This is a genomic window from Mycobacterium sp. HUMS_12744610, from assembly GCF_041206865.1.
Taxonomy (GTDB): domain Bacteria; phylum Actinomycetota; class Actinomycetes; order Mycobacteriales; family Mycobacteriaceae; genus Mycobacterium; species Mycobacterium servetii.
In genome coordinates, this window is the sequence record NZ_JBGEDP010000001.1 from 911,447 (window position 1) to 936,113 (window position 24,667).

Sequence of the window (24,667 nt, forward strand, 5' to 3'; positions counted from 1 at the left end):
AGCGGACCTCAATAATCTGACTTTATACCTAGTCAGATTTAGATGACAAACTGTGTCTATGCGTTCAGTCCGGGTGTATCGCGGAGTGTCTGCAGAGCAGCGCCATCAGCACCGGCGTACACGTCTCATCGACGCCGCTATCGAGCTGATCGGTACCCGAGGCGTGGCCGCCACCACCGTGACTGCCGTCTGCGCCGAGTCACGTGTCACCTCGCGTTACTTCTACCAGCATTTCTCCGACCGCGACGCGCTCTTGCGGGCCGTCTACCAGCAGCTCTATGCCACCTTCCAAGACGTAATAGTCCAAGCGATCCCAGACGCCGGCGCGCCACCCGACGTGTTGGCGTATGCCCCCATCCGCGCACTGGTCAACATGATCGAAGACGATCCTCGGCTGGCCCGCATTTTGTTCGTTGAATCCGCAACGGAGCCACTCCTTCGCGAGTTGCGGAGCCAATTGATGGCCGGTTTCGCCGACCTCGTGCTGCGCGAGGCCAGACTTCACCTGGATATCGCCGACTCTGCGGTGGGCGTCGCGCATCTGGCTTCAACCCTCGGTGTCGGAGGACTCTTCGAGGTTCTGCGCCGCTGGCTGGACGGCGAACTGGACTTCAGTACTGATGAACTCGTCCAACACTGCGCAGGTTTCCTGGGCAGCCTCGGCACCTACGTGCTGCTGCAGAACATAGGCGAGGCGCCGGTTCCTGAATCCGGGGCATCGGCAAACGCTCTATCGGCTCGCGGCCACGCCCGGCGATGCTGAGTGCGTGTCCGGTTTGACGCCCACGATCAGGACGGTAGCGTCCCGGGCACGTCATCGACGCTGAGCGCGTGCACCAGATAACGTTCAGCTAGGGTTTCGGCGAGCCGACTGGTGTGTTCGACGATCTCCTCCTGACTTACGTCGAGCAAGCCGGCATGCCAGGCGGTGATCAGCTCGACGAAGCCCCCAACCGCCACCAAGGTGTCCATGCGGAGCGCGGTTTCATCGGCATCCGGTCTCAGATGGGGCTTGCTCGCCGCGACCACGAGGTGCGTCGCCTCTTGCAGGGCAACAGCGCGCCGGTCTTGCAGCGGTGAGCTGCCCACGTGCTGGGTCAGCAAGATCTTTGCCCTGCCGGGATCTTGTGTGATGCGGTCGACCACCATAGAGATGGTCATGCGAATAGTCTCGAGGGGCGGCTGCCCGACGCGTTCTGCGAGGGTCGCGGAAACCTCACCGAGCATCTCGTTCCGTACCCCGTCCCAGGCGGCAACCAGCAACTCGTCGCGGGTCTTGAAGTCTTCATAGAAGTAGCGGTCGTTCAGGCTGGTCCGGGAGCAAACGCCCCTCATGGTGACTGCGGCCCAACCGCTTTCGCTCCAGATCTCGGTCGCGGCATCGATCAGACGCTGCCGACGTTCCGCGCGGCGTTCCGCGCCGGTACGCCCGCCCCATCGTTTCGCCTTCGTCCGCACATTTCCATCTTGACAAAGCAACGTAGGTCACACCAAACTGACGGCATGTGCCCACAATGGTGGCTGGTGCCACCAGTTGCTTTCGAGGCAGCGACGGAATCAACCGTCAGATCGCAGCAACGGCGGATACTCCGATGAGGCTGCTGCCGTTTGGGAATCCCCCCCGCCGGAGTGACCGTGCCGACGCGGTGATCACCGGTGCAGGCAGCGGCATTGGCCGCGCATTTGCCGTCGAGCTGGCGCGCCGGGGCGGCCGTGTGGTGTGCGCCGACATCGACGGCATTCGCGCCAAGGAGACAGCGGACCTGATCTCCAAGCTGGGCGGTCATGGCATCGGCGTTGTTTGCGACGTCTCAGACGAGCATCAGGTCCGGGATCTTGCCGATTCGGCCGAGAAGTGGTTCGGCGGCGCTCCCGGACTGGTGATCAACAATGCCGGAATTGGCGCTGGAGGCAACGTCGTCGGTGCGACATCCACGAGCGATTGGTCCGCGACGTTGTCGGTCAATCTGTGGGGAGTCATCCACGGCTGCGAAGTCTTTGTCCCGCGGCTCCGGGAACGTGGATTCGGAGGGCTCATCAACGTCGCGTCGGCGGCAAGCTTCGGTGCGGCCCCCCGCATGGCCGCCTACAACGTGAGCAAAGCGGGCGTACTCGCGCTGTCCGAAACCTTGGCAGCCGAGCTCAGCGGAACCGGCGTCACGGTGACCGTCCTATGCCCCACCTTCGTCAAAACAAATATCGTCGACAATCCACGCATCGAGGAATCGGCGGCCACGCTAGCCGCCAACTTGATGAAGTGGACCGGCGTATCACCAGAGTCGGTAGCACGAACCACCCTGGATGCGCACGACCGCGGCCAGCTATACGTCCTGCCGCAACTCGACGCCAAAATCCTCTGGCAGCTCAAGAGAACCATGCCGGGTACCTTCACCCACGCGATGGGACTCATCCAGCGAATAACGCGTTGACACAACCTAGGAGGAGACATGGCTTTCGAATACGGCGATATGCTGCAGACGATTAAAGACCGCCAGTGGGCGCTGGCCGACATCGACTGGGACGCACCGGGTGCCGAGTTGATCACCGACGAACAGCGCCCCAGCCTGAAACAGTTCATGTCAGACGTGGTATGGATCGAGCATGTCGGTGCCCGCGCTTTCGCGGCCATGGCCCCCAAGGCGCCGTTCGACGCGTTGGGTGAGATTTACAGGTATTTCCACGCCGAAGAGCAGCGGCACGCCAACGTGGAGCTCGCTCTCATGCATCGCTGGGGGATGCTCGAGGAGGGCGAGACTCCGGTGCCGAACAAGAACATCCGGCTGGTCATCGAATGGCTGGACCGATACGCCGAAGCACTTCCGTTGACGGTGATCGGTGCTGCCATACCGGCTTTAGAAACCGCTCTGGACGGAGCACTGTTGAAGTTTTTGGTGGACGAGGTGTCAGATCCCGTGTGCGGCGAAGTTTTCGCCAAGGTCAACAGCGACGAGTCTCGCCACCTGGCGGTGGGTTTTCAGGTGCTCAACGACCTGGGCGCCAGCCCAATGAGGATCCATGCGATTCAGACGGTGGGAGCTCTTATCGACCCGAGGGTACTTACCGGTGCGTTGCTTTACATCCCGCTGCTGACCCGGATGCTGATAAACCTGAACGCCTGGGGCCTGTCCGAGGAAAGGCTGTACAACGCAGTCACCCGCTACTCGAACGTCGGCGATCGCAGCGAGCACACCCGCCGTGTTCCCCCCTATCACATCCTCAAGGCCCATATGTCTGCCACGATCAAGCACTCCCAACCGCTGCACTTCATCTCGCAGCGCCTCGGTAGGGTGATCGACCACTTCCCCACGCAAGTGCTCGGCAAGACGCCGTCATGGACTGATGAGCTGACCTATGAACCGGTGGCCAGATGAGCGACACGACCAGTGTTCTGATCATCGGAGCCGGCTTTGCCGGACTTGGCACGGCGATCCAACTACTCAAGCGGGGTATCGACGATTTCGTCATCCTGGAGCGCGCGGGCGAGGTCGGAGGAACCTGGCGTGACAATAGCTATCCCGGTGCCGCCTGCGACATTCCGTCATTGTTGTATTCGTACTCCTTCGAACCAAATCCGGACTGGTCGCGTGCGTACTCGGGAAGCAGCGAGATACTCGCCTACATCAAGGCCATGGTCGACAAGCACGCGCTGGCGCGCTTCATCTGTTTCCACGTCAACGTGACCGGCCTGGCGTTCGACGAAGACAGCGGCACGTGGACCGTCGAAACGGATGGCGGGTCAAGCTACCGGTCGCGCACGGTGGTGATGGCAAGCGGCCCACTGGCCAATGCAAATTTTCCTGACATTCGCGGACTGCACAGCTACGCAGGCCACAAAATCCACAGCGCGCGCTGGGATCACGACTATGACATGAGCGACAAACGTGTTGCGGTAATCGGTACCGGGGCGAGCGCGGTGCAGATTGTTCCGGAATTGGTGAAGACGGCGCGATCAGTCAAAGTGTTTCAACGGACGCCCGGTTGGGTGCTTCCCCGGCCTGATTTTCCGCACCCCAGTGTTGCCAAGGCCGCGTTTGGTCGGCTACCGATTCTGCAGAGCGCCGCTCGCCAGGCATGGTTTTGGGCGCACGAAGTCATGGCCGTCGGCATGGTGTGGAACACCCCGGCCACTACCGCCATCGCCTGGGCGGCCAAGGCGAACCTTCGTCGCCAGGTGAAAGATTCGTGGATGCGGCGACAACTGACGCCCGACTTCCGGCCCGGCTGCAAGCGCATGCTGATGACCAGCGACTACTATCCGGCTCTCCGACAGAACAATTGCAAACTCATCACCTGGCCGATCGCGACCATCTCGCCCATCGGCATTCGCACCGCGGACGGCATCGAACACGAGGTGGATTGCATCGTATTCGCGACCGGCTTCGATGTGTGCAAGGCCGGCACACCGTTTCCCATCACCGGCGTGGACGGTCGAAAGCTTGCGGAGGAATGGTCTAACGGCGCCTACGCCTACAAGAGCGTCAGCGTCTCAGGCTATCCCAACCTCTTTTTCACCTTCGGGCCGAATTCCGGGCCAGGACACAACTCGGCCTTGGTCTACCTGGAAGCGGAGATCCGCTACATCGTCGACGCCATCGGCATAATCATCGAAGGCGGTATTCAGACCTTCGACGTCAAAGAGGACCGGCAGAACAGCTATCACGCCCAACTCCAGCGTCGGCTTGCCGGCACGACGTGGAACTCCGGATGCAAGAGCTGGTACCTCACCGAAGACGGCTATAACGGGACCATGTATCCCGGCTTCACCACCCAATTCGCCCGACAACTAGCGAGGGTCGAGCTCGACGATTACTCGATGAGTTCACAGCCCCCTCCCCGCAAGAAGCCCAGGCGGGCGCGGCCCGAGTTGGCCGCGGAGAGTTCGCACGGCGCAAGCAAAGGAGGACGGCAGCGCAACGACGATCGCGTGTCCGTCGACAAGCGCGAAGGTGTTCGTTTCTCGGCGCAAACCGCTTCACCCGAGGCAGCATCACCGCGGATGGTGGATCGTGCTTGAGCCGCGACTGGCTCCGGCTAGGGCGTGTCTCCCAATTGGTTGTTTCCGACGCGGGAATGGATTACGGCGCAGGCCAATAGGACACCGCCGAGGTAGGTCAGGGCGTATTTGTCGTAGCGGGTCGCGATACCGCGCCATTGCTTGAGCCGGTTGTAGCCTCGTTCGACGGTGTTGCGCAGACCGTAGAGCTCGGCGTCGAACGCCGGTGGGCGACCCCCGGCCGATCCCTTGGCCTTGCGCCGGGCGATCTGGTCTTTGCGTTCGGGAATCGTGTGCTTGATTCTTCGGGAACGTAATTCGGTGCGCGTGCTCGGGTGTGAATACGCCTTGTCGGCGAGCAATCGGAAGTCGCCACCGGTCACACCGTGCTCAGCGCAGGCGTGGTCGTAGTCGTCGAGCAAAGGCAGCAACTGCGGATTGTCGCCGGCCTGGCCAGCGGTCAACCGGACCGCGACAACAGCTTCGCGCTGATCGGTCAGGGTGTGGATCTTGGTGGTCAGCCCGCCTCGCGAACGCCCAATTGCATGGTCGTCGGGTTCATCGGCGGATTTCTTGTAATTCGACAGGGCCCCCTTTTGCCAGCGTGTCCGACCGGGCACCCGCCGAATGTTGATGCGCCCGTACGTTCGTCGAATCCACCGACAACAGCTTCTCGATATCGCCGGCCATCTCGGCGTCGAACCCGAAGGCGTGCGCCACCTGAGCAAACATCACGTCATAGGTGCCATCCAGCGACCATCGGTGATGACGCTTCCACACCGTTTTCCATGGCCCGAAATCAGCGGGCAGGTCCCGCCACGGGCATCCCGTGCGAAACCGCCAGGCAATCCCCTCCAAAATCAACCGGTGATCACCAAACCTCCGGCCCCGCTTGCCCTCATGCGAAGGCATCAACGGCTCAACCACCGCCCAGAACTCGTCAGAAATCACACCAATCCGCGTCACCAGCCAATCCTGGCTGGTCAACAGTCGAAAAATTGGGAGACACGCCCTAGGCAGTCGGCGACAGGTGCCTGGCATCAGCCCCCAGATAAGCCAGAAGGACGGTATGGACCACAGCGATAAGCACCGCTTCGAAATCATCGTGATCGGTGCAGGATTCTCCGGGATCGGAATGGGGATAAAACTCCTGAAAGCCGGCTTTTCGGACTTTCTTATTGTCGATGAGGCAGACGACGTAGGCGGAACGTGGCATTGGAACACCTATCCGGGCATCGCCGTCGACATTCCGTCGTACAGCTACCAATTCTCCTTCGAAAAACGGTCGTCATGGTCGCGGACGTATGCGCACGGCAACGAGTTGAAGGACTACGCAAGACACTGCGCGCACAAGTACGGTCTTAGCCCACGAATCCGCTTCGCCGTCAAGGTGACTGAAGCTTGGTTCGATGAGGACGCGACCCTGTGGCGCTTGCACACGGCCGCAGGACAGGACCTATCCGCGCGCTTCGTGATCAACGCCTCGGGCGTCCTGACACGCCCCAAGCGGCCGGATATCTCCGGTGTCGATGATTTCGGCGGGATCACCATGCATACATCCCGCTGGGACCACAACGAAGACATCGCCGGCAAGAGGGTGGCTGTCATCGGAACGGGCGCGTCGGCAGTGCAGTTGATCCCGGCAATCGCGAAAGACGTCAAGGCGCTGACCGTGTTCCAGCGCACACCGATCTGGTGCCTGCCGAAACTGGACTTCCCGGTGCCGCGGCTGGCAAGAGGGTTCCTCAAATACGCTCCCGGCGGACAACTCGCGGCGCGCGCAGCGAGTCAAACCTTCGTCGAAGTCACGTTCCCTGTCGCCGCTCACTTCCACACCGCCATTCCCTTGGCGTCACTCATCGAGCGTGCCGCGTTGCGGTACATGCGCAGCCAGGTGACCGACCCCGCCGTCCGTCAAAAACTGACCCCCCGTTACGCGCTCGGGTGTAAGCGCCCAAGCTTTCACAACGAGTACCTGGCCACATTCAACCGAGACAACGTCCACCTCGAGACCAGTCCGATAAGCCACTTCGATGCCGCCGCCGTCCACACCGTCGACGGCCGATCGCACGAGATCGACGTCCTCATCCTCGCCACAGGCTTCAAAGTGATGGAACCGGAGAACATGCCGACCTATTCGCTCAGGGGGATCGGTGGACTCGATCAAGCCAAGTGGTGGGACGAGAATCGGCTCCAAGCGTACGAAGGCGTCAGCGTGCCCGGATTCCCCAACCACTTCTCCATCTTCGGACCCTATGGATACAACGGTTCCTCGTACTTCACGCTCATTGAAGCCCAGACCAGGCACATCGTGCGATGCCTTCACCATGCGCGGTCCCGGCACGCCAACTACGTCGAAATAACCCGGCAAGCCAACGACCGCTTCTTCGCCGAAATGCTCAAACGCCGCCACCGCCAAGTCTTTTGGCAACCCAGCTGCGCAACCGCCAATAGTTACTACTTCGACAAACACGGCGACGTACCGCTACGCCCGACGACCACCCTCGAATCTTTCTGGCGTAGTCGCACCTTCGACCTTGGTGACTATTCGTTCGAGCGGCGCACCACTGAAAAGGTACTTAGCTCATCGTGACAACCCTTTACTCGGAACAGCATCCGAGCACGGCAAGTTATCTCATCGCGACGTCGGCCCGCGGGATCCTGCGCCCTGACGCAAGCACTACCGTCTAACCAGTACGGGCTCGCGGTAATGGACCGGGTGCTTCGGGCGGCGCTCATTGCGTCCCGCCCGCGGCGCGGATTGCGAGTTGAACAGGTCGACACCGTCTTTGCTGGCGATCGGGTGAGAGGCGACTGGATCGTTGCCCCGGACGTCGACCCGGACGGGCCGCCGATTCTCTATATCCACGGCGGCGCCTTTTCCATGTGCTCCCCGCAGACCCATCGTGGTCTGCTAGGCGAACTGTCTGCCGCGTCGCTCAGGCCGGTGTTCGCCGTCCGCTACCGCCTGGCTCCGCGATACCCGTATCCCGCGGCCGCCGACGACGCACTGAGGGCCTACCGGTGGTTGACCGGCTCTGAAGAATCGGCGTCAAACCGCACGGTGGCGATCGCGGGAGATTCGGCGGGCGGCCAACTCGCCGTCGCGACCTCGTTGGGCGCGCTCGCACATCGCTCCCCGCCGCCCGATGGCATGTTACTCATGTCCCCCGTCGTCGATCTGACGTGCCAGCTGGCGATGGCACGTGAAACTCGCCGCCGCGATCCTTTCGCATCGGCCCGGTCCGCAACGCGTGCGCTCAGCCTCTATGTAGGCGATGCCCACCCGACCGACCCCCGCGTCAATGTCCTCGCCGCAGATCTCACCGGCTTGCCGCCGACATTGATCCAGGTCGGTGGAAGGGAGATGCTGCTCGACGACTCCCGTCAACTCGCCGAGCGCATGCGCGCCGCAGGAGCATCCGTGCGGCTTCAGGTGTTTCGCGGCCAGATTCACGTGTTCCAAGCCCTGTTTCGACTCTTGCCCGAGGCGCGTCACGCTTTGCACCTCAGCGGAGCGTTTCTCACAGACAGGGCCGAAGACACGTTTCCTTGACGCACGGGCCGAACGCAGGCAGGCGGCTAGCGCGCAGCAACCGCTTTTGTCACGCCCCACCGCGAAGGACCCGTTTGACAAACAGGGCAATTATGTATAACTATTAACATTGGTGGCCCAACTGTAAACAGCTGGTCGATCCTCCATCCCACGACGACCACAGGCCGGGGAGCGACAATGGTTAACCCGCTACACGCACCCGTCGATAAAGCCCGGGAACGGTTATCTTCGGTCATCTTGATTCCCGCGCCGCAACGGGTGGACGACGGACTTCGCCGGTGGAGTCGGCGGTGGCCAGTGCGTGAACTAGCCGCGCCCCCGGCCGGAAGCGGACTGCGACCGGTTCTCGGTGATGCCGGGCTCCCCTTGGTCGGGCACACCCTCGACTACATCCGGTTTGGGTCCGACCTGGGCAGAGAGCGCTACGAACGGTTCGGATCTGTCTCGTGGATGGGAGCGTTCGGCACCAAAATGGCGGTCATCGCGGGCCCCCAAGCTACCCAGGAGGCGCTCACCACCAACGCAAAGGCGTTCTCGCAAGACGGCTGGGCCTTTCTCATCGACGCGTTCTTCCACCGCGGATTGATGCTGATGAGCTTTGACGAACACCTCATGCACCGGCGCATCATGCAGGAGGCCTTCACGCGGCCGCGACTGGCCGGCTACGTCACCCAAGTGACCCCTTGCGTCCGCGCAACCCTGCCCACGTGGCCGACCGGCCCGTCCGTCCGCATGTACCCGCTGTTGAAAAACCTGACCCTCGACATCGCCACCGATGTGTTCATGGGTGGCCGAGGCAAAGACAGCAGCGACGCCATTAACCAGGCGTTCGTCGCTACGGTACGCGCGGCCAGCTCACTCGTCCGCGCGCCGCTTCCCGGCACCCGCTATCGCGCCGGGATCCGCGGCCGACGGGTGCTCGAGGAATACTTCGCCCGGCACTTGCCGGCCGCCCGGGCCGGCAACAGCAATGACCTGTTCTCGGCGCTGTGCCATGCCAGCACCGAAGACGGACAACGTTTCAGTGACTCCGATGTCATCAACCACATGATTTTTCTGATGATGGCCGCTCACGACACATCGACGATCACCACCACCGCGGTAACTTATTACCTGGCAAAGCATCCAGAATGGCAAGATCGGGTTCGCGCCGAAAGCGATGCTCTCGGCGACCGATCACCAGAGATCGACGATTTGGAAGCGCTCAGGTCGCTCGATCTGGTGATCAAGGAATCCATGAGACTCGTGGCGCCGGTCCCGCTAGTCATGCGCAAAACAGTGCAAGACACCGCAATAGACGGCCACTACATTCCCCGCGACACGCTTGTGGCGATCACTCCCGCCGTCAACCATTTCGTCCGCGAAGTCTGGCATAACCCGGATCGCTTCGACCCCTTACGTTTCGACGACCCGCGCCGCGAGGACCAAGCTCACCGCTTCGCGTGGCTGCCCTTCGGCGGTGGCGCGCACAAATGCATCGGCATGCACTTCGGCACCCTCGAGGTCAAAGCGATCCTGCACCAGATGCTGCGCACGTTCACCTTCGGCCTCGACACCGACTACCGCATCCGCTGGGACAACACATCGCTGCCGATCCCGGTCGACGGGTTACCGATCACGCTGCGCCGCCGATGAAGACAGAATTTGCGCGGTTCCTCGCAGCCACCGAATTCCTCGACTGGAAACACGATGCCGTGCAGCAGTTCACCGAATCGGCGACACGCAACGCCACCGATTCCGTCGATAAGGCGTGCCGCATCTTCACCGCTGTCCGTGATTCGATCTGGTACGACCCGTATTCCGTCTCCGACGACCCGCGCCAGTACCGAGCCAGCGCGGTCGCCGTCGCCGAGCGCGCCTACTGTGTCCCCAAGGCGGTGCTCTTGACGGCTGCATGTCGCGCCGCGGGGATTCCGGCGCGGTTGGGTTTCGCCGACGTCCGCAACCATCTACAGACCGCGAGTCTCCGTGAACGGATGGGTGGTTCGGACGTTTTCGTCTACCACGGCTACAGTCAAATACTGCTGAATGGTCGGTGGGTCAAGGCCACACCGGCATTCAACCGCGAGTTATGCGCGCGCTTCCGCGTCGCTCCCATCGAATTCGACGGTCAGCGAGACGCCATGTTGCACGCCTACACAGGCGACGGCTCTCAACACCTGGAATACCTCCATGACCGTGGTGTTTTCGACGACCTTCCCCTCACGGAAATCATCGACGCGCTGCGCGACAATTACGGCGAACTCATCTACGAACCTCCTCCAGTGCCGGACTCATTCACCAACTAGCAGTTTGAAGGATTGTGCCTGTGCAAAGCACCATGCAGGATATCCCCTTGACCGTAGCCTCGATCGTCAGGCACGCGACATCCATCCACGCTGACAGCCAAGTCGTCACGCCGACCGGATCGGGCTACCGCACAACGACCTACGGTGCGCTCAAGCGACGAATCAGCCAGTTGGCCAACGCACTACGGAGTCTGGGCATAACTGACGATCAGCGCGTGGCCACCTTCCAATGGAGCAATCAGGAACACCTGGAAGCCTACTGTGAGGTGCCGTCGATGGGCGCGGTGCTTCACACCCTCAACCTTCGACTCACCGCAGAACAACTTGGCTACATTTCAGATCACGCCGACGACAAGGTCATCATCGCGGACGTCTCTGTGGCACCGCTTCTAGCGAAGGCACTGCCGACGATGTCGTCGGTGCACACCGTGATCGCAGCGGGCGACGGCGACCTGGAGCCGCTGCTGGCCAGCGGTAAAAACGTGCTGCGCTACGAGGACCTGCTTGCTGATCAAGACGGCGAATTCGACTGGCCAGAGCTCGATGAGAGGTCGGCCGCGGCGATGTGCTACACCAGCGGCACTACCGGAAACCCGAAAGGTGTTGTCTACAGTCATCGTTCCACCTATTTGCACTCGCTGACTGGCTGCACACCCAACGTGCTGTCCATCGGTGAAGAAGACCGCGTCTTGGCGATCGTCCCGATGTTTCACGCGAACGCATGGGGGCTGATCTATTCCGCGCTGATGTGTGGAGCCGACCTCGTGCTGCCCGACCGATACCTGCAGGCGGCACCGTTGGTTGCCATCATCGAGGACACGCAGCCGACCGTGGCCGGTGCGGTACCGACGATCTGGAATGACGTGCAGCATTTCCTGGAATCCGAACCGGAGCACGATATTTCGTCGCTACGCCTGGTCGCCTGCGGCGGGTCGGCCGTTCCAAGGTCACTGATGGAGCACTTCGAGAGTGAATTCGGTGTCCCGATCCTGCAGGCCTGGGGGATGACCGAAACCTCGCCGCTGGCAACCGTGGCGCGCGCGCCGAAGGGGACCAACGGCGAGCGCCAATGGGAGCTACGCGCTTGTCAGGGTCGTCCCGTCTGCGGTGTCGAGATTAGGCTGCGTGGCGACGATGGCCGTACCCTGCCCTGGGACGGACGGTCTATCGGCGAGATCCAGGCCCGCGGACCGTGGGTCACCGGCTCGTACTTCGGCGACAACGACTCCGACAAGCTCGACGAAGGATGGCTGCGCACCGGCGACGTGGGTCGCATCGATCAACACGGCTACCTTACGCTTACCGACCGGGTAAAAGACGTCATTAAGTCAGGTGGCGAATGGATTTCCTCGGTCGACTTGGAGAATGCGCTCGTTGCCCATCCAGCCGTGCATGAGGCGGTGGTGATCGGCGTGCCCGACGAGAAGTGGCAGGAAAGACCCTTGGCGTTGATCGTCACGAAGACCGAAACCAGCTTGGATATCAACGAATTGCGGGTCTTCCTGGACGGCGCGGTCGCCAAGTGGTGGATCCCGGAGCGCTGGGCGTTCATTGCTGAGGTTCCCCGAACCAGTGTGGGCAAATACGACAAAAAATTGCTGAGAGCACGCCACGGCGCCGGCGAATACCAGGTCGTGTACTGCGGCTAACCCGAAAAGCCGCCAACGTCGTCAGCAGCACCTAACCGAAAGGACACCATGACAGTCGCCTCACCTTGGCTCAGCCCGGAATTGGAAGCGCTTCGTGATCTCGCCGCAAAGTTCGTTGCCACTGAGATTGCACCCCACTCAGAGCGCTTCGCCGAGCAACACCATGTCGACCGGGCGGTGTGGGAACGAGCAGGCGAGCTGGGCCTGCTGTGCATGTCGATGCCGGTCGAATACGGCGGCGGCGGCGGGACGTTCGCGCACGAAGCAGTTCTGCTCGAAGAGCAAGCTCGAATCGGGGACAGTTCGTGGGGCGCCGGCCTGCACAGCGGCATCGTCGCACACTACATCCTGCACTACGCACGGGAAGACCTGAAAAGGCAGTGGTTGCCCAAGATGGCGTCGGGCGAATTGATCGGTGCCATTGCGATGACGGAGGCTGGAACCGGATCTGACCTTCAAAGCGTGAAGACGCGCGCCGTCCTCGATGGGGACGAGTACGTCATCACCGGCTCGAAGACGTTCATCACCAATGGTCAGCAAGCCGATCTCGTCGTCGTCGTGGCCAAGACCGACCATACCCAAGGCGCCAGCGGTATCTCGCTGATCGTCGTGGAAGCCGATCGCCCCGGGTTCCGGAGAGGACGAGTCCTCAGCAAAATAGGTCAGCGCGGTCAGGACACATCTGAATTGTTTTTCGACGGCGTGCGCGTCCCCAAGACGCATCTGCTAGGCGACACCGAGGGGCAAGGCTTCTTTCAGCTGATGACGCAACTGCCGCAGGAGCGACTTATCGTCGCGGTCGGAGCGGTTGCCGCCATGGAATTGGCCTTGCACCAGACGATCGAATACACGCGCCAACGAGAAGCATTCGGGCGAACGATCTTCGGGTTCCAAAATACCAAGTTCACCCTCGCTGAAGCCGCCACCGAAACAAGGATTGCGCGAGTGTTCCTCGACCACTGCATCTGTCTGCATCTCGACGGTAAGCTCGACGTGCAAACTGTCGCGATGGCCAAATGGTGGACGACGGAACGGGCGATGAAAGTCCTCGACGACTGCCTGCAGCTGCACGGCGGGTACGGATACATGACGGAGTATCCGATTTCGCGTCTCTGGGTTGATCAGCGAGTACAGAAAATCTACGCGGGGTCTAACGAAATAATGAAAGAGATTATTTCGAGGTCGCTTTGACAAGATAGCGACGACCGAACGCCCGGTGTATCAACGCAGATGAGGATCTGCTATTCGAGACAGGCAAGCTCCACTGCAGACAAAAGCCATCCCGGTGCCGTATCGGCGGACACGGCGGATCCGTCAAGCTCCCGCGGTTCCCCCTGGCCTCAGGGCTTATTCGCGGACGAGGAGTGTCCGGCTGCAGCTGTCCTCTCGCCACGATTCGTTCTCACGACGTGAATCCCGGAATCCGGCAACGCCGTCAGCCCACGTTGCCGACCTCGGCGATCTTGATTCCAGTAAGGAAACTTCTCACATGCTGCGTCGGGGGCGTGATGCATCACGTCAAGTTGCCCGCGAAACCTGATCCATGCATCACGTAAGGAATGCCCGCGAAAACGAGGTCAACTGGCGGTCTTGTTCTGGATGCGGATGCCGGATCTGACCTCGGGTAGGGCGGTGGGGATGGCGGCGAGGTAGAGGTGTTCGGTCTTGTTCTTGGCGAGTCTGAGCAGGGCGGCTTGTAGATCGGCGATCTGGCGTGCGATCGCGGCGGGGTTCAGGGTGTCGCGGTAGGCAAGCAGCTCCGATTCTTGGGCTGGCGAGAGGACCCCGGCTGCCAGCAGCCGGTCCAGTGGGGTCATGGGCTCGTCGTAGAGGCGGCGGCGCTGGCCGTCGCGGCCAGCGCCGTAGCCGATGGGTTTGATGGCTCTTCGTAATTCAGAGTGCATTGACAAGTTGGTGGAGTGCTCCGCTGTGTAGTAGTGAGCGCCAACGGTAGTGGGTGAGGTTGCGGAATCCGAGGGCGTTGCGGCGCAATGCTTCCAGGCGGCCGTTGATGGCCTCGGTGGGTCCGTTGGAGACGTGGTGGTCGAAGAAGGCCAGGATGTCGGCGCGGCGGCGCGATAGCGTGCGGCCGAGTTGGGCGATCTCCTCCAATCCGGCGGGTACGCCGCGCCGACTTCCAGGCGGCCGTTGATGGCCTCGGTGGGTCCGTTGGAGACGTGGTGGTCGAAGAAGGCCAGGATGTCGGCGCGGCGGCGCGATAGCGTGCGGCCGAGTTGGGCGATCTCCTCCAATCCGGCGGGTACGCCGCGCCGTATCGACTCGATCAGCCTGGTCATTGCCTTCTTGCCGTGACGTCGGTTCGGGTCGGCGTAGGCGGCGATGATCTTCTGATAGATCAGCCAGGCGACCTTGACGGCGAGATGGTCGTCGCCGTCGAGCACCTCGGTCAGCCGGGTGTATTGGCGTGGGGAGAGCAGCTGCAGGCGGGTTCGGGCGATGCGCCGGATCCCATAGAGCGGGTCACCGGTGTGTCCGCGCCGACCCAGGGTCTGCTGCTGGATGCGTTGGCGGATCAGGTCGAGCTTGGTCCCGGCCAAAGCCACAACGTGGAAGGGGTCCATCACGGTGACCGCGTCCGGGATGACCTCGGTGGCGGCGGTCTTGTAGCCGGCGAACCCGTCCATCGCAATGACCTCCACGGCCCGGGCAAAGTCGGTGGGTTGGGCGGCCAACCACGTGGCCAGTGCGGTCGCTGAGCGTCCTTCGACCAGGTCGAGCAGGCGTGCCGGGCCGGTCTGGTCGTGGGTAGGCGTGAGGTCGATGATCAGCGTGACGAACCCCTCTGTGCCGCGACGCCGAGGCGCCCAGCGATGCTCATCGACACCGATCACCGTCACCCCGGCCAGCCGATCCGGCCCGGTTGTGGCGATCAGGCCGGCGGTCGCACGCATCGCGATGGAGCTGACAGTATGCCAGGACACCCCGAGTTCGGCGGCGATCGCCGAAATGGTGGTGCGGTCGATCATCAACCGCCGCAATACATACCGGGCACAGCGCCGCGTCGTCGATGAGCGCGGGGCCGCCAACTTGCCCAGATCCTGGTTGAACACTGCCCGCCCACACGCTGGCGTTGTGCAGCGGTAGCGAGGTAGGGCACCCTGCAGCACCAGCGGGTAGCCGGCCACCGGCAGATCCGTCAACGGCCGAGTCACAGTGTCGCGGTAGCGGCCCTCCCGGCCGCAGTCCGGACACCTGGCGTCACAGGCCACCGGCCTGCAGAAGATCGTCGTCGTCTTCTCGTCGACCGCGGCGTCGGTGATCGTCACCCCCAACTCGATGGTGCGCATGATCGTGTCGGCAACAACAGACGGCGGGCAGGCAGTAGCCTCAGGCAAGGGTCACCTCGGTGGTGTTGGTGAAGCGGCGTGTAGGAACCTGAATCGTCACCCACCGAGGCCCCACCTCAGCTCAACGACACGAACCCCCACCGCGGATATCCGCCAACCACTGCTGCACGCTCATTTCCGCAGAGCCGGTTTGATGGTGGGCGTCAGGTAGTTGAGCCGGTCGTTGACCAGCCTCCAGAGCCGGTTGAGCACCGCACGTTCCTCGTCGGTGTCATAGCGGTAGTAGAACCCATACTTGCGGACGAGGTGGTTGTTCTTGGACTCGATTGTGGCCTGATCGTTCTTCTTGTACGGCCGCGACCTGGTGAAGAAGATCTCCATCTGCGCAGCCCACTTGATGACGGCCTTGTTGAGGAATTCGGTTCCGTTGTCGAAGTCCAAACCGGTTACCTCGTAAGGTATTTCATGGACACCGGCTTTGAGGGCGCCGAGGATGTGAGTGTGGGCGTTGTTGCGTTCGGTGCGGGTGAAGACCCAACCGATATGCATATCGGTGAGGTTGACGGTCCGGGCGAACTCGCCTTTGAGGGTTGGACCGCAGTGCGCGACGGTGTCGCCTTCGAAGAACCCCGGAGATCCCTCGACCTCGTCGGTTGCCTTGCGGATCTTGATCGAAGACCGCAGCAACGGGGAGGCCTTGGTGGTCGATTTCCCCTTGATCTGGTCGCGCGCCTTGACCGCACGCAGGTAGCGGTCGATCGTCGCGCTGCTCATCGCCAACAGCTCGGCACGCACCTGCGGGCTGTAGCGGTCCACACCTGCGCGTCCGGCCGGGTTTCCAGCAGGCGAGGTACGACGCGGCGACCAATAAACCCGGTACCGCCGGTAACGACATAGCGCATGCAAGCCATCGTGGCGGGTCACACCGCGCACGTCAACCATGCTGTCCAGGCATCAGCCGGCGAAGTTGCGGATGCCGTCCCAGTCCACCAGCGTCCAGCCGGTCATCGGGTTTCCGGTGATCACCACGCGGCCGACGTTGGGCAGCGGATGACTGGTCGCCAGGCTGTCCTTGGCGTTCTTCGTGTTCATCAGCGTCCAGTACTCGATGGCGTACAGATGCGAGAACACCACCGGTTGGTTGTGGCCGCTGTTGTAGATCTTCTGCACGGCCGCGGTGAACCAGTCGTTGAACTCCTTGCCGGTGATCGACCCGGGGATGCGGTCTCCGACGTCGCCGTTGAGCCAGTCCGCCGGTACGTCGAGGGGGCCATCGAGACGGGCTTGCCCTCGTACCAGCCGGCGTTGATCTCTTGGATGCCTTGCAGCACCTCGACTTGCTTGCCGAGTTCGGCGGCCAACGGCGCGGCGGTCTGTTGCGTTCGCACCATGGTGGAGGCGTAGACGGCGTCGTACTTGTTGTGGGCGAGTTGGTGCGCGACCTGTTCGGCCTGCCCCTTGCCCTCCGGGGTCAGGCCCGGGCCCGGCACGTCGGTGTCGATGACGCCGCTGGCGTTGGTCTCGGACTCCGCGTGCCGGACGAACGTCACGGTGATGCTGTGGGCCTGCGGTGACCCGCCGCAGGCGCCGACGATTACCGTTGCGGCCAGCACGGCTACCGCTTTTGAGGCCTTCCTGATCAAGCTGGGATTGCGCATGGCGATAGCCTGCCCCGCCGACGGTGCCGGTGGGAAGGGTTTGCGATGGTTGGGTGGCAGAAAAGCTTGAAGGGAGACTCGTATGGCGATTGACCCGAGTGCCGTCGGTGCGACGACGGAGCCGATGCTGTTCGAATGGACGGACCGGGAGACGCTGCTCTACGCGCTCGGTGTCGGCGCCGGAACTGACGACCTATCGTTCACCACCGAAAACAGCCACGACATCACCCAGCAGGTGCTGCCCACCTATGCGGTGATCTGCTGCCCGGCGTTCGGTGCGGCGGGCAAGATCGGAAAGTTCAACTGGGCCATGCTTTTACACGGGTCGCAGGGCATCCGGCTGCACGCACCGCTGCCGCCGGCGGGCAAGCTGTCCGTGGTCTCCGAGGTCGCGGACATCCAGGACAAGGGCGAGGGCAAGAACGCGATCATCGTGCTGCGCGGCCGCGGCACCGACCCCGACTCGGGGGAGCTGATCGCCGAGACACTCACCACGTTGGTCATCCGGGGCGAGGGCGGGTTCGGGGGAGTGCCGGGTCAGCGGCCGATCGCGCCGGAGTTTCCCGACCGCGAGCCCGATGCCCGGATCGCGCTGCCCACCCGTGCGGACCAGGCGCTGATCTATCGGCTCTCCGGTGACCGCAACCCGCTGCACAGCGACCCGTGGTTCGCCAGGGACATGGCCGGTTTCCCGAAGCCGATCCTGCACGGGCTGTGCACCTACGGGGTGTCGGGCCGCGCGCTGGTCGCCGAGCTGGGCAAGGGCGTGGCCGCCAACGTCACGTCGATAGCGGCGCGATTCACCTCGCCGGTGTTTCCAGGGGAGACGCTGACCACGCTGATCTGGCGGACGGAACCGGGCAAGGCGGTGTTTCGGACGGAGGCTTGTGGCGCCGAAAGCGCGAACGCGCGGATCGTGTTGGACGACGGCGCGGTGGAGTACGCGGAGGCCTAGCCGATGGCTTAGAACCCGGTACGTCGCCCCGGCGCGCAGGCGTTCACTGGTGCGCCTGGCCTGCCGTCCAGCCATGACCTGTCCCGCATTCGGCGGGCTTCGGGGGGATCGCTCGGGCGCTAAGCTAAACAGCTATGTGCTACAGTTAGCACATGTCTACGGTGGGCGTTCGTGAGCTGCGGCAGCGGGCCAGCGAACTCCTCCGTCGGGTCGAGGCCGGCGAGACGATCGAGATCACCGACCGTGGTCGGCCTATCGCCCTTCTCTCGCCGATGCCGGAGGGCGGTCCGTACCAGCAGATGCTGGCAAGCGGCGGGATCGAACGTGCGACGCTTGACTTTGATGACCTTCCCGAGCCGGTCCGACTCAAAACGGGTATCGAGCTGCCGTCCGTGACGCTTGCGCGCCTGCGTGAGCACGAGCGTTGATGGCGGCCATCTACCTGGACTCGTCCGCAATCGTCAAGCTTGCAGTTCGTGAGCCAGAGTCGGATGCGCTGCGTCGCTACCTTCGCACCCGGCTGCCGCGGGTGTCGAGTGCCCTTGCGCGGACGGAGGTCATGCGGGCTCTGCTCCACAAGGGTGAATCAGCCCGAAGAGCCGGACGCCGGGCGCTCGCGAGCCTAGACCTACTACGCATCGACAACCGATTGCTCGATCTTGCTGGTGGGCTGCTGCCAATCGAGCTACGCACCCTCGATGCAATTCACCTGGCGACTGCCCAGCGGCTCGGCATGGATCTTGGCCGGTTGTGCACTTACGACGACCGCATGCGCGACGCCGCCGAGGCGCTCGGCATGGCAGTGATTGCCCCGTCTTGATCGGCTACCTAGGGTGGCGCGTGAGGCGGCCAACGCTTCATGTCCCGGCATGTCGCGCCAACCTCGTGCCACCGCCGAATGGGGACACCGTCGTGCTGGATCACTCGAATGTTGGCACCCTGAGCGCCGTTAGAACCGTTGCCGTCGCTAATTTACGCGGGCGTCACTTAACCGCTGTGCCAACCTTTCGGTGAACTCGGCGGCGCGCGCGGGACTGTCCAACGCAAACAGCGCGGCGGTGGCGCGGTCGCCGTCTTCGCTGTGTCGCACCAGGATCGGGATACCATCATCGCGGACCGCGTCGAACGCGTCCTCGTCGGTGATGTCGTCGCCGAGATAGATGGGCACCAGCGGACGCGCGTCGGCCTCGCGCAGGTGATCGATCACCCAGCGAAGCGTCTTTCCCTTGTCCCAGTCCATGTCCGGACGCAGCTCGATGACTTCGCGACCCGTCGTCACCCGAAGTCCGTCCCGCCGGCCCGCCGCGCGCACCGCCGCGGCAACCTCGCCCACGCGGTCCCGCGCGGCGTTGCGGTAGTGGACCGCAACGCCAAATCGCTTGTGCTCCATCATAACTCCGGGGATCGAGTCGAGCCGGTCGCGCAGCTCGGCGGCGGCCTGTTCGAGCACCGGTGTGGCCGCCGCCGCGGCGTCGTTCTGGTGGTGTGTGCCGTCGGGTGCGGTCAGCTCGAAACCGTGGCTGCCGGCATACCAGATCCCGGGCACACCGAGGCGCTGTGACACGTCGGCGAGGTCGCGGCCGGACAGAACCGCGACCGGGCATTGCGCGGCCAGCTTCCGCAGCGCCTCGACCGCGGCGGCGACGGGCCGGGCCGCGGCGGGATCGTCGACGATGTCCGACAGCGTGCCGTCGAAGTCGAAGAACATATGGCCGGCCTCCGGTCGGTGAGGGCACCGAGGGCCTGCACAGCATCGGGTAGCTGGGACATCCGGTGGTCCCCGGTGCGCACGGCGACCTCATCCAGATCGCCGACCACGGCGTCGGCGCCGACGCGCCGCAGGGCGTCACTTTGCCCTGTTCGGTCGGGGCCGATGACCAACGCGAATCCGCCGTCGCGCGCGGCCTGGACGCAAGCCGCGTTGTCGGTAAGGACGGCGCATCGCCCCGGGCGGACCGACAGCTTGTCTGCTGCCTCACTCAGGGTGTCGCGGACGTTACCGTTCGACGCGAAGACGCCGGTGTCGACGCCGGCTTCGCGCAATCGCCGGGTCAGCGCCTGGGTGCGGTCCAACGCGGTGTCGAACAGCACCGCGTCATGGCGGCGCGGGTCGATGGTGACCGGCATTGACCAACCTTCTCACGGTGTTCAACGCCGGTGAGAGCGGGTCAGTGACGTGCCGGCGTGGGTGCCGACGGTCGCGGCCGCTGCGCCTGGCCCGGAAACGCGCGCGCCGCGCGCGTGCGCCGGCGGTCCTTGCTGAACAGCAACACCGAATCCTGGCTGAGCGCCACCATCCGTGCCATGCCCAGCTCGATACCGGCTGCCAGCTGCTTGACGTCGGCCGTGGCGTCGTATTCGGCGGTGATGCCCGAATACCAATTCGTCGCCGTAGCTGAGCATCGCGACCCCGGTGCTCAGCTGCAAGGCGATCGGGGGGATCGGCAGCAGGCGCTCCATCGTCTGGCCCATCAGCCGCAGCTGATGGCGAGGCCCGGGCGCGTGGTTCGCCAGCGTTACGAGGCCGCGCTGCGGGAGCCTGGGTAACAGTTGTATGAGGTTGCCGCGCAGCATAGTTGGCAGACAATTGATCGCAGACTCCACGATACCGGGCGGAGATTTGTCGGCGTGCTGCGCTTTCCACCGGCTGTGCACGGTCCGCAATTGCTGGACCGGGTCGTCATGCTCGACGGGCAGGTATGGCAGTAGTGCCGAACGTACCGGCATCGGCACCAGGGTGCGCAGCGAGTCCGCCCGCGGTTCTTCGCCGCGGCGTAGCAGAACCCTTCGGAAGCCCTCGGTGATGGCCGCCAGCGCGACATCGTTGACGGTCACACCGAATTTGCGGCACACGCACTCGACGTCGGCAATCGGGACGCGCACCGTGCTGTAGCGCCGCAGGACCGGGTCGACCGAGGGCCGTGCCGTCGGCCAGATCGCCCCGACGAAGTTGCCGGCGAGTGCCCCAGCCCACTCCAGGGGCCAGCCGCGCTTCGAGGCCTGCGGCGGCGAATCATGTTTGTCGCCAACACCGTTCGCGAATGCATCGTGGTCGGCGTCGTCGCAAAGCCGGGTGAGCAGGTGGGCGGCTGAGTTCCCGTCGGCCAAGCCGTGGTGGATCTTCATCAAGATTGCCCACCGGCCGCCTTTCAGGCCCTCGATCACCCAGCACTCCCACGGCGGACGGTCCAGGTCGAGGGGACGCTCCAGGGCGTGGGCGATCGCGCCGGACAGCTGGGCGTCGTCGCCCGGGCGCGGAATCGCCACCCAGCGCACATGATGGGCCAGGTCGAATCCGGGACAGTCGATCCACTCGAAGCTCTGCGTCCGCAGCACCTGTGTGCAGCGCGGTATCGACTGAATCCGTTCCGCCAGCAGCTGTTTCAGCAGTGCGTAATCGGGGACGCCACCATCGACGATGGCGACCGCGCCGATCACCAGGCTGGCGTACTGATCGGGATCTTGAGCTCTCAGGTACGCCGTATCCAGTGTTATCGCTTGCGCCATGCGCAGTCCCCGCCCCTCGTTTCTCGCACTTGTACCAGTATTTGCGCGGGACCTCCGGGGCGGTAGGCCAGGAGCGTTAAGAATGTGTTTAGACCCGTTAAACAGCTCGCCTAAGTCGAACATACTTATTGCTTATCTGCTTAAGTGGACTCGTTTGCTTAAAAAAATTCGTCAAAAGTACTGCCGGGCAGTGGTTTAGCAGTTGCTCGCAGAGTTTGCTCTTGGCCTTCGGCGGCGCCGATGAGGTCGGCTAGTGGGTGGGGATCGGTGTTGACGCTTTGTTGCAGGAGTCGGTAGAAGAGCATTCCGCGGGCTTTTGACCTGCGGCGATTGAATCTGAAGGTGAACTCGTCGAGGTAGTACTGCAGGTGCTCGCGTTCCACGCGGGTGTAGCGGCCATGACAGGAGCGATCGTCGGCGCCCGCGACGGCGTTGAATCCATCCCTGCTCGCTGGCTCGAAGCACTCGAAGACGGCGACCGCGGACGCACCCACGTGAAGCAGCTCGCCGCGCTTCTGCTCAGGTAGCGCGCTCTGCGCCCTACCCCCCCGCTCACCTAGGTGCGTGGGTCGGTATCCACGAGTTGTTGGTGTGTCACGCTGATGGCGACGTGGATGGTCGGGAAAACTGTGTCCATGGATTTGATGACGGCCCAGGATCAGCTGTTTGAGACCGAGTCCGCGCGGCCTCGCTCGTCATCGTCACCGGGCGAGGTTTCGGTGGACAAGACGTTTCGGGCCTATGACCAGGATCAGTCGTTTTTGATGCCGCCGTCGTTGCGGGATTGGTTGCCTGACGATCATCTGGCGTTGTTTGTGTCCGAGTTGGTCGATGAGGTGCTTGATCTGGCAGTGTTTTTCGCCTCCTACAGCGAGGCCCGGGGCTTTCCGCCGTATCACCCGCGGCTGATGCTCAAGCTGCTGCTCTACGGGTACACCAGCGGGGTTCGTTCATCTCGCAAGATCGAAGCCCGTTGCCATGACGATGTGGCGTTTCGGTACCTGGCCGCCAACACCGCACCGGACTTTCGCTCCATCGCCCGCTTTCGGCGCCGTCACCTCGCCGCGCTGGAAGCCCTGTTCCTGCAGGCGCTGACCCTGTGCCAGCAGGCGGGCATGGTCACGATGGGCCGGGTGGCCCTCGATGGCACCAAGGTCAAGGCCAATGCCTCCCGTCACAAGGCGATGAGCTATGACCGGATGTGCGAGGCGGAGCCGGCCCTGCAAACCCAGGTCGAGCAGATCATGCGGGAGGCCGAACGCGTCGATATCGACGAGGACCAGGCCCACGGTCCGGACAATCGTGGCGGTGACCTGCAGGGCGAATTGGCCCGCCGTGAGAGCCGGCTGGCCAAGATCCGCAAGGCCAAGGCCGACCTGGAACGAGCCTGTCACGATTTCTGTGTAAGTCAGAGGTGATTTGACTACGAGTTGTATTCTAGCACAATGGGATTCGCCCAGGGAATAGTCTGGCGAGTGTGTTGAGCGCCACAGTCCAGTTGTGCGTTCCAGTACCCGAATAGCCTCCTCTCTCGCTGGAGATGTTGCGCAGCCCGAGGTACAGCAACTTCATCGCGGCGTCCTTGTCCGTGAAATGACCACGGTTCTTGGTGATCTTGCGCAACTGGAAGTTGATCGACTCGATCGCATTGGTGGTGTAGACGATCTTGCGCAACTCCACCGGATAGTCCAGGAACGGAACGAATTCCCCCCAGGCGTTGTGCCACACGTCAATTGCACCCGGATATTGGGCGCCGAATTGCTGGTCGAACTCCTTGAGTGCGAGTTCGGCTCCATCGACGGTCGGCGCACTGTAGATCGCCCGCATCGCGGTGGCGACCTTCTTGCGGTCCTTATAAGACACGAAGCGCATCGCATTCCTAATGACGTGCACGACGCAGGTCTGCACCACGGTATCGGGATAGATCGAGCGGATCGCATCAGGCAGACCGGTCAGCCCGTCGCAGCAGGCGATGAGGATGTCGCGCACCCCGCGGTTGCGCAGGTCGATGACGACCTTCTGCCAGAACTTCGCCCCCTCGGAGTCCTGGATCCAGCAGCCCAAGGCGTGTTTGCGGCCCTCCAGATCCACGCCAATGGCCAAATAGGCGACCTTGGTGGTGATGACCCCGTTGTCGCCGATCCGCAGCCGCAGCCCATCGATGTAGAGGATCGGGTAGACCTCATCGAGCGGGCGGGCCTGCCAGGCCTTGATCTCATCGACCACCACCTCGGTGATATTGGAGATCAACTCCCGCGACACCGACGCCCCATAGACCTCCTGCAGGTGGGCTTCGATATCGCGGGTGGTCATTCCCCGTGAATACAGCGACAACACCACCGAATTGATGTTGTTGAGCCGGCGGGTCTTCTTCGGCACAATCGCCGGCTCAAACGAGCCGTTGCGATCACGCGGCGCATCGATCTGCACCGGGCCGTTGACGGTGGTCACCGTTTTCGGCGTGGTGCCGTTGCGCGAATTTCCCGATCCGCGTCCGGCCGGATCGCCGGCCTCATAGCCCAGATGGTGGGTTAGCTCCGCATTCAGCGCCCGCTCCAGCACGGCCTTAGTCAGCTGGTTCAGCAAACCGTCCGCGCCGTCGATCGGGGTCCCGGTCTTCACCGCATCCTTAATCAACGAGTCCAGCGTCTCTTCGGTGAACATCTCGGCCAGCCGCCGCGCCGCGGTCGTCTCCTCAGCCGGCATCTGCATGGTCTTGGTCACAAAACACTCCTTCTGTCCGCCCAACGGCG

At 63.1% G+C, this 24,667-nt stretch carries 15 protein-coding genes and 10 pseudogenes; 14 read left to right on the forward strand and 11 right to left on the reverse strand.

All coding sequences use genetic code 11. The annotated features are described in order from the left end of the window. The first annotated feature begins 58 nt into the window (after nucleotides 1–58). Entirely contained in the window at nucleotides 59–763 is a 705-nt protein-coding gene (locus AB8998_RS04590) for a TetR/AcrR family transcriptional regulator (protein ID WP_057969459.1), read from the forward strand. A gap of 26 nt (nucleotides 764–789) precedes the next feature. Here AB8998_RS04590 and AB8998_RS04595 read toward each other — a convergent pair whose 3' ends face one another. Continuing rightward, nucleotides 790–1,458, reverse strand: a complete 669-nt coding sequence (locus AB8998_RS04595; RefSeq protein ID WP_023900852.1) for a TetR/AcrR family transcriptional regulator — start codon at nucleotides 1,456–1,458, stop codon at nucleotides 790–792. A 134-nt stretch (nucleotides 1,459–1,592) separates the two neighbouring features. Between AB8998_RS04595 and AB8998_RS04600 the strand changes: the two genes are divergently transcribed. From AB8998_RS04600 to AB8998_RS04610, 3 genes are read left to right on the forward strand one after another with little or no spacing between them, the layout of a single operon-like run. Then, entirely contained in the window at nucleotides 1,593–2,429 is an 837-nt protein-coding gene (locus AB8998_RS04600) for an SDR family NAD(P)-dependent oxidoreductase (RefSeq protein ID WP_007168393.1), read from the forward strand. A gap of 18 nt (nucleotides 2,430–2,447) precedes the next feature. Then, nucleotides 2,448–3,371, forward strand: a complete 924-nt coding sequence (locus AB8998_RS04605; RefSeq protein ID WP_007168394.1) for a hypothetical protein — start codon at nucleotides 2,448–2,450, stop codon at nucleotides 3,369–3,371. Next, nucleotides 3,368–5,014 carry a flavin-containing monooxygenase gene (locus AB8998_RS04610; protein ID WP_007168395.1) on the forward strand — a complete coding sequence of 549 codons (1,647 nt, stop codon included), beginning with the start codon at nucleotides 3,368–3,370 and terminating at the stop codon, nucleotides 5,012–5,014. The genes AB8998_RS04605 and AB8998_RS04610 overlap by 4 nt, the downstream gene beginning before the upstream one ends. 17 nt (nucleotides 5,015–5,031) lie before the next feature. Here AB8998_RS04610 and AB8998_RS04615 read toward each other — a convergent pair. Further along, nucleotides 5,032–5,959: pseudogene (locus AB8998_RS04615) on the reverse strand (IS5 family transposase). A gap of 103 nt (nucleotides 5,960–6,062) precedes the next feature. Here AB8998_RS04615 and AB8998_RS04620 point away from each other — a divergent pair. The 6 genes and pseudogenes from AB8998_RS04620 (at nucleotide 6,063) to AB8998_RS04645 (ending at nucleotide 13,677) form a co-directional block, all read left to right on the forward strand. Continuing rightward, complete coding sequence (locus AB8998_RS04620; RefSeq protein ID WP_007168396.1) at nucleotides 6,063–7,586, forward strand: flavin-containing monooxygenase; 1,524 nt, start codon at nucleotides 6,063–6,065, stop codon at nucleotides 7,584–7,586. After that, nucleotides 7,583–8,549 (forward strand): annotated as a pseudogene (locus AB8998_RS04625) (alpha/beta hydrolase). Before AB8998_RS04620 ends, AB8998_RS04625 begins: the two are co-directional and overlap by 4 nt. A gap of 177 nt (nucleotides 8,550–8,726) precedes the next feature. After that, complete coding sequence (locus AB8998_RS04630) at nucleotides 8,727–10,184, forward strand: cytochrome P450 (RefSeq protein ID WP_369736898.1); 1,458 nt, start codon at nucleotides 8,727–8,729, stop codon at nucleotides 10,182–10,184. Continuing rightward, complete coding sequence (locus tag AB8998_RS04635; RefSeq protein ID WP_007168400.1) at nucleotides 10,181–10,837, forward strand: transglutaminase-like domain-containing protein; 657 nt, start codon at nucleotides 10,181–10,183, stop codon at nucleotides 10,835–10,837. The genes AB8998_RS04630 and AB8998_RS04635 overlap by 4 nt, the downstream gene beginning before the upstream one ends. Before the next feature lie 32 nt (nucleotides 10,838–10,869). After that, nucleotides 10,870–12,486 (forward strand): long-chain fatty acid--CoA ligase, encoded by a 1,617-nt coding sequence (locus AB8998_RS04640; protein ID WP_139093763.1) that lies wholly within the window; start codon nucleotides 10,870–10,872, stop codon nucleotides 12,484–12,486. A 48-nt stretch (nucleotides 12,487–12,534) separates the two neighbouring features. Continuing rightward, on the forward strand, nucleotides 12,535–13,677 hold the full coding sequence (locus tag AB8998_RS04645) for an acyl-CoA dehydrogenase family protein (RefSeq protein ID WP_033712837.1): 1,143 nt from the start codon (nucleotides 12,535–12,537) through the stop codon (nucleotides 13,675–13,677). A gap of 702 nt (nucleotides 13,678–14,379) precedes the next feature. Here the strand turns inward: AB8998_RS04645 and AB8998_RS31670 are convergent. The 5 genes and pseudogenes from AB8998_RS31670 to AB8998_RS04670 form a co-directional block, all read right to left on the reverse strand. Next, nucleotides 14,380–14,613: pseudogene (locus AB8998_RS31670) on the reverse strand (transposase); the annotation flags it as partial. A 20-nt stretch (nucleotides 14,614–14,633) separates the two neighbouring features. After that, nucleotides 14,634–15,794: pseudogene (locus tag AB8998_RS04655) on the reverse strand (ISL3 family transposase); the annotation flags it as partial. Nucleotides 15,795–15,965: 171 nt separating this feature from the next. Beyond that, on the reverse strand, nucleotides 15,966–16,610 hold the full coding sequence (locus AB8998_RS04660) for an integrase catalytic domain-containing protein (protein ID WP_019731991.1): 645 nt from the start codon (nucleotides 16,608–16,610) through the stop codon (nucleotides 15,966–15,968). Further along, nucleotides 16,589–16,696, reverse strand: a pseudogene (locus AB8998_RS04665) (NAD-dependent epimerase/dehydratase family protein); the annotation flags it as partial. The pseudogene AB8998_RS04665 and the gene AB8998_RS04660, both read right to left, overlap by 22 nt. Before the next feature lie 52 nt (nucleotides 16,697–16,748). Next, nucleotides 16,749–17,452, reverse strand: a pseudogene (locus tag AB8998_RS04670) (histidine phosphatase family protein). Between the two features lie 82 nt (nucleotides 17,453–17,534). On the opposite strand from AB8998_RS04670, the gene AB8998_RS04675 reads away from it, so the two are divergent. The 3 genes from AB8998_RS04675 to AB8998_RS04685 all read left to right on the forward strand — a co-directional run bounded on the left by AB8998_RS04675 (nucleotide 17,535) and on the right by AB8998_RS04685 (nucleotide 19,227). Then, on the forward strand, nucleotides 17,535–18,407 hold the full coding sequence (locus AB8998_RS04675; RefSeq protein ID WP_007168405.1) for a MaoC/PaaZ C-terminal domain-containing protein: 873 nt from the start codon (nucleotides 17,535–17,537) through the stop codon (nucleotides 18,405–18,407). Between the two features lie 152 nt (nucleotides 18,408–18,559). After that, nucleotides 18,560–18,835, forward strand: a complete 276-nt coding sequence (locus tag AB8998_RS04680) for a type II toxin-antitoxin system Phd/YefM family antitoxin (RefSeq protein ID WP_007168406.1) — start codon at nucleotides 18,560–18,562, stop codon at nucleotides 18,833–18,835. Then, a complete protein-coding gene (locus tag AB8998_RS04685; protein ID WP_007168407.1) occupies nucleotides 18,835–19,227 on the forward strand; it encodes a type II toxin-antitoxin system VapC family toxin in 393 nt (130 codons plus the stop codon). Before AB8998_RS04680 ends, AB8998_RS04685 begins: the two co-directional genes overlap by 1 nt. Nucleotides 19,228–19,374: 147 nt before the next feature. On the opposite strand, the pseudogene otsB reads toward AB8998_RS04685, so the two are convergent. From otsB to AB8998_RS04700, 3 pseudogenes are all read right to left on the reverse strand, one after another. Further along, a pseudogene (otsB, locus tag AB8998_RS04690) lies at nucleotides 19,375–20,534 on the reverse strand (trehalose-phosphatase). 41 nt (nucleotides 20,535–20,575) lie between these two features. After that, nucleotides 20,576–21,914 (reverse strand): annotated as a pseudogene (locus AB8998_RS04695) (wax ester/triacylglycerol synthase domain-containing protein). Between the two features lie 158 nt (nucleotides 21,915–22,072). Then, nucleotides 22,073–22,300, reverse strand: a pseudogene (locus tag AB8998_RS04700) (IS1595 family transposase); the annotation flags it as partial. A gap of 333 nt (nucleotides 22,301–22,633) precedes the next feature. On the opposite strand from AB8998_RS04700, the pseudogene AB8998_RS04705 reads away from it, so the two are divergent. Beyond that, nucleotides 22,634–23,311, forward strand: a pseudogene (locus AB8998_RS04705) (transposase); the annotation flags it as partial. 40 nt (nucleotides 23,312–23,351) lie between these two features. On the opposite strand, the gene AB8998_RS04710 reads toward AB8998_RS04705, so the two are convergent. Continuing rightward, complete coding sequence (locus tag AB8998_RS04710) at nucleotides 23,352–24,587, reverse strand: IS256 family transposase (RefSeq protein WP_369741377.1); 1,236 nt, start codon at nucleotides 24,585–24,587, stop codon at nucleotides 23,352–23,354. Nucleotides 24,588–24,667: the final 80 nt, after the last annotated feature.